13 protein-coding genes are annotated in these 13,351 nt (G+C 31.5%); 12 read left to right on the forward strand and 1 reads right to left on the reverse strand.

The features are described 5' to 3' along the window. The first annotated feature begins 621 nt into the window (after positions 1-621). The 10 genes from ACJ6WR_RS17200 (at position 622) to ACJ6WR_RS17245 (ending at position 11,044) form a co-directional block, all read left to right on the forward strand. A complete protein-coding gene (locus ACJ6WR_RS17200) occupies positions 622-1,590 on the forward strand; it encodes a hypothetical protein (protein ID WP_409415936.1) in 969 nt (322 codons plus the stop codon). Continuing rightward, positions 1,590-3,803 (forward strand): BspA family leucine-rich repeat surface protein, encoded by a 2,214-nt coding sequence (locus ACJ6WR_RS17205; RefSeq protein WP_409415937.1) that lies wholly within the window; start codon positions 1,590-1,592, stop codon positions 3,801-3,803. Before ACJ6WR_RS17200 ends, ACJ6WR_RS17205 begins: the two co-directional genes overlap by 1 nt. Before the next feature lie 543 nt (positions 3,804-4,346). Beyond that, positions 4,347-5,210: a hypothetical protein gene (locus ACJ6WR_RS17210; protein ID WP_409415938.1), complete on the forward strand. Its 864-nt coding sequence runs from the start codon at positions 4,347-4,349 to the stop codon at positions 5,208-5,210. 11 nt (positions 5,211-5,221) lie between these two features. Beyond that, positions 5,222-6,913, forward strand: coding sequence for a BspA family leucine-rich repeat surface protein (locus tag ACJ6WR_RS17215; protein ID WP_409415939.1), 1,692 nt, complete (start codon positions 5,222-5,224; stop codon positions 6,911-6,913). A 414-nt stretch (positions 6,914-7,327) separates the two neighbouring features. Next, a complete protein-coding gene (locus ACJ6WR_RS17220; protein WP_039115973.1) occupies positions 7,328-7,522 on the forward strand; it encodes a hypothetical protein in 195 nt (64 codons plus the stop codon). A gap of 64 nt (positions 7,523-7,586) precedes the next feature. After that, entirely contained in the window at positions 7,587-8,057 is a 471-nt protein-coding gene (locus ACJ6WR_RS17225; protein WP_039117080.1) for a hypothetical protein, read from the forward strand. A gap of 19 nt (positions 8,058-8,076) precedes the next feature. Continuing rightward, on the forward strand, positions 8,077-8,634 hold the full coding sequence (locus ACJ6WR_RS17230) for a DUF6046 domain-containing protein (protein ID WP_409415940.1): 558 nt from the start codon (positions 8,077-8,079) through the stop codon (positions 8,632-8,634). Further along, entirely contained in the window at positions 8,627-9,931 is a 1,305-nt protein-coding gene (locus tag ACJ6WR_RS17235; RefSeq protein ID WP_039117081.1) for a hypothetical protein, read from the forward strand. The genes ACJ6WR_RS17230 and ACJ6WR_RS17235 overlap by 8 nt, the downstream gene beginning before the upstream one ends. A 14-nt stretch (positions 9,932-9,945) precedes the next feature. Continuing rightward, positions 9,946-10,791 (forward strand): hypothetical protein, encoded by an 846-nt coding sequence (locus ACJ6WR_RS17240; protein ID WP_409415941.1) that lies wholly within the window; start codon positions 9,946-9,948, stop codon positions 10,789-10,791. A gap of 4 nt (positions 10,792-10,795) precedes the next feature. Continuing rightward, positions 10,796-11,044, forward strand: a complete 249-nt coding sequence (locus ACJ6WR_RS17245; RefSeq protein ID WP_039115967.1) for a hypothetical protein — start codon at positions 10,796-10,798, stop codon at positions 11,042-11,044. Positions 11,045-11,155: 111 nt separating this feature from the next. On the opposite strand, the gene ACJ6WR_RS17250 is transcribed toward ACJ6WR_RS17245, so the two are convergent. Then, positions 11,156-11,956, reverse strand: a complete 801-nt coding sequence (locus tag ACJ6WR_RS17250; protein WP_409415942.1) for a S24 family peptidase — start codon at positions 11,954-11,956, stop codon at positions 11,156-11,158. Positions 11,957-12,239: 283 nt separating this feature from the next. On the opposite strand from ACJ6WR_RS17250, the gene ACJ6WR_RS17255 reads away from it, so the two are divergent. Both ACJ6WR_RS17255 and ACJ6WR_RS17260 read left to right on the forward strand, forming a co-directional pair. Further along, the gene (locus ACJ6WR_RS17255) at positions 12,240-12,815 is read left to right on the forward strand and encodes a hypothetical protein (protein WP_409415943.1); all 576 of its coding nucleotides are present in this window, start codon (positions 12,240-12,242) and stop codon (positions 12,813-12,815) included. A 112-nt stretch (positions 12,816-12,927) separates the two neighbouring features. Then, positions 12,928-13,107 carry a hypothetical protein gene (locus ACJ6WR_RS17260; protein WP_039117084.1) on the forward strand — a complete coding sequence of 60 codons (180 nt, stop codon included), beginning with the start codon at positions 12,928-12,930 and terminating at the stop codon, positions 13,105-13,107. Positions 13,108-13,351: the final 244 nt, after the last annotated feature.

A 13,351-nucleotide genomic window follows, 5' to 3' on the forward strand; every position in this document is an offset into this window, starting at 1 on the left:
GAGTAGAGATATCAAAGATTGAAGAAGAATATAATTTCTTTGATGGTCTTGGGGAACTTTTATCAGTAAGAAAAACTAGAATTAGTAATCTATTATGGATACTAAATCTAGTTTTTAAAATGTCAAAACATCGATATTTTATAATTAATTGTTGTCAGTCAAATCTCAATATTATTAAGAAGCTTTTTTTTAGTTAATCATGATTAAGAATTTTTATATAAAGCCGTGAAGTTGTAAAGAAAGCATGTGTAAACTTGGAAACTTTTGCTGTTTTGTGAGAGATTTATTCGGTGCAGTATTAAAGATGTTTTTCTTAACTTAATGATATTGAGCTTTAGCTACCGAAAACAGGAGTTTTTTGCATCTTTCCAAGCTGCTTTTCCACTTTCAAAAGTCGAATAGTATTGTATGTGCATCAATTCACAAACTCCCAGAATATTCATATAATATATTCTTGCTTAAAATTAATACTATACTAATCTTATTAAACAATTAATAGTAATAAATAAATATGAATTAGGTATGAAAAGTAACCGATAGTATTCACTATAGAATCAACTTTATGAAAGGTTGAGATTATCAAAACTTCAATTAAAAAAACATAATTAACCCCAATATAATATGACAACAAATATCAATACCATTCTAGGCTGGTTTAAAACTGGCAAAAAACCAACTCAAGCACAATTTTGGGCTTCATGGCAATCATTTTGGCACAAAGATGAAATGATACCGCAAAGTAGCATAAACAACCTTACAAACGTTCTAAATGCTAAAGTTGAAACTGACCAATTTGAAGCGCATAAAACGGATAAGAGCGCACATACTGCTTTGTTTGAAGCTAAAGAAGATAAAGCCCAAAAAGGTTTTGCTGATGGATATGCTCCATTGGATTCTTTTGGAAAATTAGCCAGTCAGTATTTAGATATCGTAAATGATTTGGTTTCTGGCGGTTCTACTTCTCTTTTAAGTGCAGAACAGGGCGTGGTTTTACAAAACCAAATAAAAAGCATAAATATATTACTAGCTTCAGACAACATTAATTTGGACACGCTCCAGAAAATTGTTAATGCTATTGAAGCTGTGCAGGTTTTATTGAGTACTATTTTGGTGAATGATTTGACCACAGGTGGAACTACGAAAGCCTTAACTGCCGAAATGGGTAAAACGTTGAAGGTTTTGATAGACTCTTTAACAACTATTATTTCGGAAAAAGAACCGTTAATAACAGGGGGGGAGACTGGACAATATTATGATTATAATAAAACTTGGCAATCTATTCCTACTGTAGATATTTCAGGTAAGCAGGATATTGTTAACCAAATTGAAGTAGGAACCAGCCAACCTGCGCAAGTATCATGGCAGGGAAAAACTGTGATATTTACGGCTAGTTGCACTATTACTATTCCTGTATCATTGATTGATAGTTATATTTTTAACGGTATAACTTTACCAGGCGTAACTATTAATTGGGTAATTACTACACCTAATATATGGCTTTTTGGCACTCCATCGGCAACAACTGAAAAACAGATTTTCACACTCACAAAAAGAGGTAGTACTAACAGTATTTTATTATTAGGTGTATAATGGGAAGTCTTTTACAACATACAGTATTTGGAAGAAATAAATTTAAACCATTTATTTCTACTTGGAAAACGGATAATATTTCTACTGGCTCAAGTTCAGCTAATCAAATAAAGCTCCCCCTAATAGCTTCGGGAGTATATAATTTTAATGTTGATTGGGGAGATGGTACTAGTAATACAATAACCTCTTGGAATCAAATACAAGTTACACATAGTTACGCCACATCAGGAACTTATACAGTTACAATAACTGGAAAATGTCAAGGATGGCAGTTTAATAATTTAGGGGATAGATTAAAAATACTTTCTATAAAATCATGGGGAACTTTAATTTTTGGAACAACTCAGGGATTTTATTTTTATGGATGCGAAAAACTTGATTTATCAGAGGTTATTGATATACCAAATTTATTAATTACCACTTCTTTTTATAGTTGTTTTAATAGTTGTCTTTCTTTAACAACGATTAATAAAATTAATGATTGGGATATGTCAAGTGCAATTTTCCTTAATGCAATGTTTAATAATACAGTTGCATTTAACCAACCGATTGGAAATTGGAATACTTCAAATGTTACAACTATGGGGGCTATGTTTAGATATTCTAAATTTAATCAAAACATTGGTTCTTGGAATGTATCTAAGGTTAAAGATTTTGGACTTATGTTTGCAAATAACTCTTTTTTTAACAACGGAGGAAGTCCTGATATTAATAATTGGGATACATCGAGTGCAACAACTATAGGTGAGATGTTTTATTATGCCCCTGCATTTAACCAACCGATTGGAAAATGGAATACTTCAAAGGTAACTGTAGTTTCTCAAATGTTTAATAATGCGAGAGAATTTGACCAAGATATTGGAAATTGGGATATGTCAAAGGTTACCAATTTTCAATATATGTTTACAGTTGCAAACAAATTTAATAATGGAGGAAGTTCTAGTATTAATAACTGGAATACATCAAACGCAACTAGTATGTATTCAATGTTTAATGGTGCAAACGCCTTTAATCAACCAATTGGAAAATGGGATGTTTCAAGGGTTGCTAATTTTCAAAATATGTTACAGAGTACATGGGTATTTAATCAACCATTAAATGATTGGAATACATCAAGTGCAATAAACATGGGGATAATGTTTCAAAACGCAAGAGAATTTAATCAAAACATTGGTTCTTGGAATGTATCGAATGTAACTAACTTTGAGCATATGTTTAGTAGTGCATTTGCTTTTAACAATGGCGGCAGTCCTGATATAAATAAGTGGGCTCTTAATACAAGCCAAAATGTTTTATTTGCAGTTATGTTTCAAAATGCAAGGTCTTTTAATCAGCCAATCGGGAATTGGAATACTGAGAAAGTAAGGTCTTTACAGCAAACTTTTCAAGGAACACTTGCTTTTAATCAGAATTTAGGAAATTGGAATTTATCAAACTTAGTTAGCCTACAATCAACATTTGCAGGTAATCCTGTTTTTAACAATGGAGGAAGTCCCGATATTAATAATTGGAATGTTTCAGGAGTCACAACATTGTCTGGCACATTTAACGGTGCAATTGCATTTAATCAACCAATTGAAAAATGGAACGTTTCAAGTGTAACTAATTTAGAATTATTTCTTTATAATGCAAAGTCATTCAATCAACCCTTAAATAGTTGGGATACATCAAGTGTAACTAACTTTATGCAAGTGTTTGGAGAAGCATCTGTTTTTAATCAAAATATCGGCAATTGGGATGTTTCCAAAGGAACATCTTTCTTTAGAATGTTTATTAATGCAATTGCATTTAACAACGGCGGAAGCCCTGACATTAATAATTGGGGAACTATTGGAGCAAGTACAGGTGTAAGTTTAACTGGAATGTTTCAAACTGCAAGAGCTTTTAATCAACCAATTGGAAACTGGGACACTTCTAATGTTACCAGTATGCTGCATATATTATTTGGTGCAGTTGTTTTTAATCAAAACATTGGTAATTGGAATGTTTCAAATGTAACTGATTTCACGAATTTTATGGCAGGAAAACAGGTAGGTTCATATAATCCTGAGTATCTTGATGCATTATATAATGGTTGGAGTTCAAGACCTGTACTTCCAAATAAAATTATAGGATTTGATAAACTCAAGCATACAGCTGTAGGAACTACAGGAAAAAATATTTTACTTGGAGCACCGAACAACTGGATAATTAGCGATGGAGGAATTTTGTAAATAAAAAGAAAACTTAATTTCTGGAGTTATAAATTCAAAGGTGTCAAGATTATGAGAACATAAATTCTTTGATAGTCTTAGATGTTCCAGTCATGAATATTAGTGAATAAATCTCGTTCACTTATTGGATTTAAACCTCGTTTATTTCTAATGAAACTATAGAAGCTACAGATTATATTTTTCTGCTTTCAGAATACTTTTCCACTTTCAAAAGACGAATAGTATTGCTTGTGTATGCATGTCAGTTTATAAGCTTCCGGAATATTCATACAAAACATTCTTCCTTTAAATTAATACTATACTAATCTTATAATACAATTAATAAATAGGAATCAGGTATGAAAAGTAACCGATAGTATTCGCTATAGAATCAACTTTATGAAAGGTTGAGATTATCAAAACTTCAATTAAAAAAACATAATTAACCCCAATATAATATGACAACAAATATAAATACCATTTTAGGCTGGTTTAAAACTGGCAAAAAACCAACACAAACTCAATTTTGGGCCTCGTGGCAAAGCTTTTGGCATAAGGACGAAAATGATACCACAGAGTAGTATAACTAACCTGGTAAGTACATTGGATGCTAAAGTTGAAACTGACCAATTTGAAGCGCATAAAACGGATAAGAGCGCACATACTACTTTGTTTGAAGCTAAAGAAGATAAAGCCCAAAAAGGTTTTGCTGATGGATATGCTCCATTGGATTCTTTTGCAAAATTAGCCAGTCAGTATTTAGATATCGTAAATGATTTGGTTTCTGGAGGTTCCACTTCGCTTTTAAGTGCAGAACAGGGCGTGGTTTTGCAAAACCAAATAAAAAGTATAAATATATTATTGGCTTCAGACAACATTAATTTGGATACTCTCCAAAAAATTGCTGATGCTATTAAAGCTGTGCAGGTTTCATTGAGTACTATTTTAGTAAATGATTTAATAACAGGAGGAACTACGAAAGCCTTAACTGCCGAAATGGGTAAAACGTTGAAGGTTTTGATAGACTCTTTAACAACTATTATTTCGGGAAAAGAACCGTTAATAACAGGGGGGGAGACTGGACAATATTATGATTATAATAAAACTTGGCAATCTATTCCTACTGTAGATATTTCAGGTAAGCAGGATATTGTTAACCAAATTGAAGTAGGAACCAGCCAACCTGCGCAAGCATCATGGCAAGGAAAAACTGTGATATTTACGGCTAGTTGCACTATTACTATTCCTGCATCATTGATTGATAGTTATATTTTTAACGGTATAACTTTACCAGGCGTAACTATTAATTGGGTAATTACGACACCTAATATATGGCTTTTTGGCACTCCATCGGCAACAACTGAAAAACAGATTTTCACACTCACAAAAAGAGGTAGTACTAACAGTATTTTATTATTAGGTGTATAATGGGAAGTCTTTTGCAACATACAGTATTTGGAAGAGATAAATTTAAACCATTTATTTCTACTTGGAAAACTGATAATATTTCTACCGGTTCAAGTTCAGCTAATCAAATAAAGCTCCCCCTAATAGCTTCGGGAGTATATGATTTTAATGTTGATTGGGGAGATGGTTCAAGTAATATAATTACTCAATGGAATCAATCACAGGTTTTGCACAATTATACTACATTCGGAAACTACACTATTAAAATTAAGGGTAAGTGTGAAGGGTGGCAGTTCAATAATGCTGGAGATAGATTAAAAATTCTCTCTATAGCTTCATGGGGTGATTTAAAGTTAGGTACAAATCAGGGAAATTATTTCTTTGGATGTGCTAATTTAACATTAACTAACGTTTCAGATGCTCTAAATTTAACAGGGACTTTTTTTATGAGTCAAGCATTTAGAGGATGCTCTAGTTTATCAAGTATAGGTAAAGTAAATGAGTGGATCACATCAAGCATTACAAACATGAGTGCAATTTTTAGGGAAACTGCTTTTAATTCAAATATAGGAGCATGGGATGTGTCAAAAGTTACGGATTTTTCTTATATGTTTAACACATCTTCTTTTAACCAACCAATTGGAAGTTGGAATACTTCACTTGCTGTAACTATGGTCTCTATGCTCTCAGGATGTCCATTTAATCAAAATATTTCTTCTTGGAATGTTTCGAAGGTAACCGACATGAATAGTATGTTTTCTTTCAATATCTCTTTCAATCAACCAATAGGAAATTGGAACACATCAAATTTAAGAAATACGCAAAATATGTTTTTTAATAGTACGGCTTTTAATCAAAACATTGGAGCATGGGATACTAAAAATATTACAACAATGCAACAAATGTTTAATAATGCAGTCGCTTTCAATAACGGTGGAAGCTCAGATATAAATAACTGGCATCCTTCAAGTTGTGAAAACATGCAACAAATGTTTTCTGGTGCAACTGTATTTAATCAAAACATTAATTCGTGGAATGTTTCCAAAGTTACGAATATGCAACAGATGTTTAGTAAAGCAACGGCATTCAATCAGCCTTTAAACAACTGGAATACTTTGAATGTAACGTCAATGGCTTTTACGTTTGCAGACACAAATAACTTTAATCAAAATATTGGCGGTTGGAATGTTTCCAAAGTTTCAAACTTTACTCAAATGTTTGTAAATTCTTTGGTTTTCAACAATGGAGGAAGTCCCGATATTAACAACTGGGTTACTTCAAGTGCTGTTAGTATGGCGCTTATGTTCTTTAATGCAAGGGCATTTAATCAACCAATTGGTAGCTGGAACGTTTCCAATGTTACGGACATGCAAAGTATGTTTAGATTTACACTAGCATTTAACCAGCCTTTAAATGGCTGGAATACATCAAATGTAACTGTAATGCAACAAATGTTTCAAGATGCATTAGTTTTTAATCAAGATATTGGAGCGTGGAACATTTCTAAAGTTTTGAATTTTTCTAGTTTCATGCAAGCAAAAACAGCAGAAAATTACTCTGCTACTAATTTAGATTCAATTTATAATGGCTGGAGTTCAAGACCCGTTAAGCCTAATATTAGTATAACTTTTGGAACTATAAAACATACAGCAGCAGGAACAGCGGGAAAAACAATTTTACAAAACGCTCCCAATAATTGGATAATAGCAGATGGTGGTATTTAGAATAATCAAAAGTTAAAATAGATTTCAAGAATCGGAAATAAAAAAACCTCCGTAATTCAAAACTAAATTTTCATATAGATTGTAAAAACACTCAAAAGCATTAGGAAAACACAAATTTCATAATGATTTTGGGTGTTTTTTACCTTATAGCAAACCATGAATAAAAAAAATGTTTCGTTATATAAAACAACCAATTAACTCTACTTACATTCTACTGAAACTACAGAAACTACCCTTTCAATTATTCGTTTTTCACCCTCTTCTACTGTATTTTTACATGCTCTAATAACGAATATTAGAATGCCTAACAGGCAAAACAATTCCCTTTATTTTTAGGTTTTTTTACTGAATAGAGACCTCAACTGCACACCATACTTTCAACAATTACATTAACAATTAAACAATAGACTAATCATGGATTATATACCAAAAGACTTAGGAGAAATTCCTAAAACACCAGACATGAGTAATTTTAAAAATCCTTTGGGACAAGCAAAAGAGGGAAATATTTTTATAGAGAGTTTTAATATTATGCCCTCATCAGTATCTGAAAAAAATGAAAGTCTGACTGAGGCCTTAAAAAAAGAAAGTAGAGACAGTAATATTTAAAAGTCATAATACTTTTTTAAGCTACTCCTACATCACAAAAAAACAAAATCTCTAAAACCATAAAATGCAAGACGAAACTTCCATTCAAAGACTAAAAGAAAAATACGGTACAGTGTTAAAGCTTACCTCAGATGATCAATTAACAACGACCTATTGCAAAAAACCATCATTTACTACTTTTTTAAACTATCAAAATAAATATAAGGGTAATCCCCACGAAGCAATTCTGTTTTTATTTAAAGAGTGTGTCCTGGATAAAGAGAATTATGATGACGAATTCATGCTCTCTGCAGGAAATTCTATTGTAACAATAATAAAAAAAGATAGTGAATTTACTATAGATGGAACACCGCAAAAGGATGAATTCAAGAAATCGGCTGCACTTATTCGATATGCTTTTCAGATAGATCCATATCAATTACCAATAGATGAGTTTTACAAATTACTAGAAGAAGCTCTTTGGTTGCAAAAACATAACGAAACAAGACAGGAAAATACACTTATAACAGCTTTTGCTAAAACATTTTCAAATTAAAAACAAAAAATAAATCATTATGAAATTCAATTTTAATATAAACGAAATTTTAGATACCAAGGATATTGAATACGCTGGCATTAACTATAACGAATCAGAATCGAAAGATTTTATTATAGATAAAACAGGGGGAGAATTTAATCTAAGAGTTTTTGCTCCTTTAGTTTTTGAACCCTTGGTAAAAAGTGATCTTAATTTACCAAGTTTGCGAATAGATGCTGTTACTGTAAATCTAAATCGTTCAAAAGTTATCAAGAAAGAAGGAATCGAAGGAAGAGATTCAACTATCAAAGAACATATTACAAATGGTGATTTTAGTATTTCTATTGAAGGATTAATCGCTAATGAAACGGGAGATGAATATCCAAAAGAAAAGCTTTTTTTATTGAAGCAATTTCTAAATGCGCCTTATTCTTTAAGAGTAACACATGCAATTTTAAACCGATTTGGTATTTATGAACTTGTGATAGATTCGTATTCAATTCCTTCTATTTCTGGAACAAAAAATATTCAAAAATTTACTGCCAGCGCCACGTCAGATGAAACCGTAGAACTAATAATTAGAGACAATGCTTAAACTAAATGCGAGAATTAAAGTTTACGAAACAATAAGACTTATTCCAACTCCTAAATATTATGAATTTACTTATGTCAAAAATGTCGATATAAACAGTTCATACAAATCCCTAACAGATACGGCAACCCTTGTAATGCCAAAAAAAGTATATACAGATACTAAAGGTTTCGACCAAAACTTATTTGCAAATGCCAATGGTGAAGAAAAAACAATTCACGACTTTTTTAAACTTGAAAATTATATCGAAATATTATTAGGATATGATGGCAATTATAAACCAGCTTTTAGAGGTTATATCACAGGAGTTCAATCGGATATAACAACTGCTACTATATCTTGTGAAGACACGATGTATGCTTTTAAAAAAGTAAAAGCGGTAAAAGACGACGATGTTCAAAGTAAGAATGATACGTTAAATATTGTTGCTACAAATCCAACTACAAATGTTGAAAAATTTAATCCTAAAACTTTTTTCGAAAAAAGAATCAAAGAACTAAAATTGCCTTTTAAAGTAAATGCTCTTGACGAAGAATTAGGAAATATAATGGTTAACAGAAACCAAAGTCTGGCGCAGGTTTTTGATATGTTAAAAGACAAAGGGATTTATACTTATTTTAAAACCGAAGAAACGGGTCCTGTACTTACAATTACCAATAATCCGCAGCAACATACTGCTACTGAATTGGGTGGTTTTATCACTCGTAATTTCATTAAAAGTCCATTAGCAGGCACACTTGTGAAAAAGTTAATCAATGAGGGACTTAGCCTTTTAAGTTCTCAGTTGGACAAAGTAGGGAAATCAATTTCCGGAAGTTTTTCAGGAAAAGCACGTTTTAGATTTCGGTATAATATTATTGAAGATAAATTGGTTGTAGTTAATGAATCTACAAAAAACACGCGAACTCGAGTAGAAAAATACTTTAAGAACTCAAACACGCCAATTTATATTGAATTGGGCGATCCAAATGGGCAATTAATAAAAAACCATGTTCTGCATAGTGATTCCGATGATTTACCAAAAGATCCAACAGCTTTTAAAAAAGCAACGACACAAATAGCTTCAGAGTTGTATCAATATGCTGCTTTAAGAGCAATGGAATCTAAACCAAGCGGATTTGAAGGTTCTTTTCTCACTTTTGGTGAGCCGTTTGTACGACCTACAGATAAAGTAATTCTTGAAAACGCAAAAGACAAAGAAAAAAATGGAACTTTTCAAGTCGAGAAAGTAGAGCGAAGTTTTGGCGAAAACGGTTACAGACAAAGGATTTATATAGGACGTAGAGTAGAAGCAATCTAAAAAAAAAAACTAAAATGGGAAACATAACAGATCTAATAAAAGATGTTGCCAATAAAAATCAAATTATTGAAACTTTTGCGGCAAAAGTCATCGAAATAAACAAAGAAACAGAATCGCTTCATAATCCGGAAGATGCTTATACCGTAAACATAATGAGGGCCGATGGCGCGATTCTTAAAAATGTACGCTTGAAAGCTTCAATCCTGGATGTAGAACAAGGAATTATTACGATTCCTAAAAAAGACAGCTGGGTTTTGGCTACCATTATTGGCGGAGTAGAAACTCGCGCGTTTATTTCGCAGTTTTCGGAGGTCGAACGTACTTTTATTCGCTTTAAAAATGACGAGAATCATTATTTGGAAATTGATATTGATGTAGATAAATTCCAGGTTTTATTTAAAGAAAAAGAAGGTAATGATTCTTCGACAACTTCAGTACCTACATATAAAAATATCGCTCAACTAGAATTTAACGGTAAAGAAGGCTCGAACATTAGTACCACTTTTTACGATGAAAATGGTACAGAAATTTCGAAAAACAGCTTTAATATTAAAGAACAAAATATCAGCATTAATGAAGGAAATACAATTTTCAATTTAAAAGATAAAGAAGTCAAAGTAACCATCAAAAACGGGTTTGAAGCAATAATTTCTGATGTAAAAACTTCATTTAAAAAAGGTGATTTGATTTTTGAAATGGATGATAAATTTAAAATTGATGCCGGGACAAAAAATTTATTAACCGAATTAGAAAGCCTCATTACAGAAGTCTCAAAAATTGTAGTTGTACAAGGAGTTGGTCCGAATGTAGGGAGTCTACTTACAATAAAATCTAATTTACAAAATTTACTAAAAATTTAAAAAAATGGCATTACAAATATCAGCATTACAAGCAGCAATCTTAGAAGCATTAGACAAAAGCACACAAATATCGGTCGATGTAAGCAACGGAGATGATAATGCAAATCAATCAAAAATTGCGAGAGAAAAAACAGCAGAAAAATTAGCAACTGCAATTGACACATTTGTCAAATCAGGAACTGTAAACACCACAGTAACTACGACTGGCTCTGCATCAGCGCAAACCGGAACCGGGACTGGAAAGATTTCATAACAAATTCAAACTAAATTTAAACTGCCTCTTGCGAAATATCGCAAGAGGCAGTTTAATATTTGAAAAGTACAACTTAGTTTCAATTGAAATTCTAAAAAATCACAAAAATATCTAATTCAGTTTCTTTCTCAAAGCCTCTTCCATTTCGTAGAATTTACTTTCAAGATCATGAATCTTTTCATAAATATTAATTGGATCGGGCATTTGCTTAGAAGCATACATACTCGCGTACCAAACCTCGAGAATATCCTCGGCATAAATAGAATACATTGGATAATTTCCATCTCTGTTGTCAGACTTCAGGATTAATTTTCCGCTTTCTCTAATTCGGTTTAAAACCCTTTTTACAACCACTCCATCATTCTTACTGATAATAACATAAATTCTTCCATCAAGAATATCATCAAAATTATCGACATATTTGCCAAAGAGATAATCTCCGTCATGTATGGTTGTTGACATCGAATTTCCTTTTATTTCAAAACATCTATAAGTTCCGTTTTTTAGCATTGGCATACTAAATGAAGGAAGGCTTTCCATGTATTCCGGATCAGAATAGCCATCTAAATAACCTGCACGTGCTTTTACTCCCACAAAATTGATGTTTTCTTCTCCATCTTCGTTTACTGTTATAATCTTTGGTAAATTTAAACCAACTTCATTGTTCGTTTTATTAACAAAAATGGCATCACTATCTCCAAAGAAATATTCCGGATTCACATTGCAATGTGTAATTATACTTTGTAGTAAATCAAAACCTGGCTTTGTTCTTTTTCTCTGTCCATCAGATTGCAATCTTCCAATAGTGATACTATCTATTGTTGTGCTGGTTACACCTATTAATTTAGCAAATGAGTTATTGTTTAACTTCATCTCATCTATAATACGTTTTATTTTAGTATGTATTTCCATGTTGTAATTGCATTTATTGTTTGTGTAATATGTTTTGCTGTTTGCAAGGTATTCCACTATATGTTGCAAAGCTAAAAAATATATAATAAATAATAGCATTCTGATATAAATTTTTTGTGTAACTTCTAATTTTAAAGGTGATTATGGTGTTTTTATTCTTGTAATACTCTAATGTATAGAAAAAAAAATAAATCATATTACTGAAATCACTGCTTTTTTTATGGCAATATGTTGGATATTTTAAAACATATGTTGTATATTTGTCAAACAAACAATCCACCATATGATTTTAAAAGAATTTTATAACGAGAAAAAAAGCGCTATCGAAAAAGAGTTCATTTCTAATGCGCCAGCAGTACATCTTTACAGTGATGCTGTTTTTAAAACTACGATTACAGCACCGATAGTAATGTTTAAATACGATACTATTTCTTGGGAGACATCCTCTGAAAAAAATTACAAAGCAGATGTATCATTTTGCCTTTACGTCGTACTGCCAGTTGGAACTATTTCTTCTACAAGCTATGAAGAAGCATTCGAAATTGCACATCGCATAGACAAGGCTATATTATCTACAAGTAATAACAATGCCTTTATAGATACCAATTCAACCTTTAAGATAAAAGAAAAGCAATGTAATAATCAAGAAGTTTATTGGGATAAGAACGATTATTTCATTTGGGAGCTAACCTATAAAACTACATTAATAGAAAATATTTTAAAGAAGAAATATATTCTTTTCAATAATGGATTAAGTAATGAAGAATTAGAAGAGCTGGGGTATAACTTAACTACTGGAATAATAGGGATAAACCCAAATCAGGTTAAGGGAGATATTGATTTAAAAACCAGCTCTTAATTTGAACGGTCTATAATTTAACAGGTGATATTCACAAATAATTATATGAGATAAAATTACAATAGGATACAAATCTAAATAATAATTAACCCATACTATTTAAACCTAAAATATGAAGAGAAGCAGAACACTATTAGATAAAAGGAGAGATTTTGTAATCAACTACCTAAATAGAAATCAAGCTAAACAAATGAAAGTTGTTGTATCTGAACTTTCTGATACTTTGTTCCTGACAGAACGTACCATTTATACTATTATAAATGAAGGACTCGCGACAGAGGCCAGAGCTTAAACCACTGAAACTACTGGTTTTGATGATCTTAAAAATTGGAAAAAACAACCTTGAGCCTTAAATTTGTACTCGCTAGCAAAAGTAAATTTATCTCTTGGCCAAGAGTAAAATCCAATTAAAAGACCAGTTTTTACAAACTGTCCAAAAAAGAGCAATCTTATTTTTTGGATTCTAAATTACAAATACCATTTTAAAATAAATCGTTGATAATTACAGGTTTAACAACTTGTGTCAGCCATTCTTT

This window comes from Flavobacterium sp. PS2, from assembly GCF_046250155.1.
GTDB lineage: Bacteria > Bacteroidota > Bacteroidia > Flavobacteriales > Flavobacteriaceae > Flavobacterium.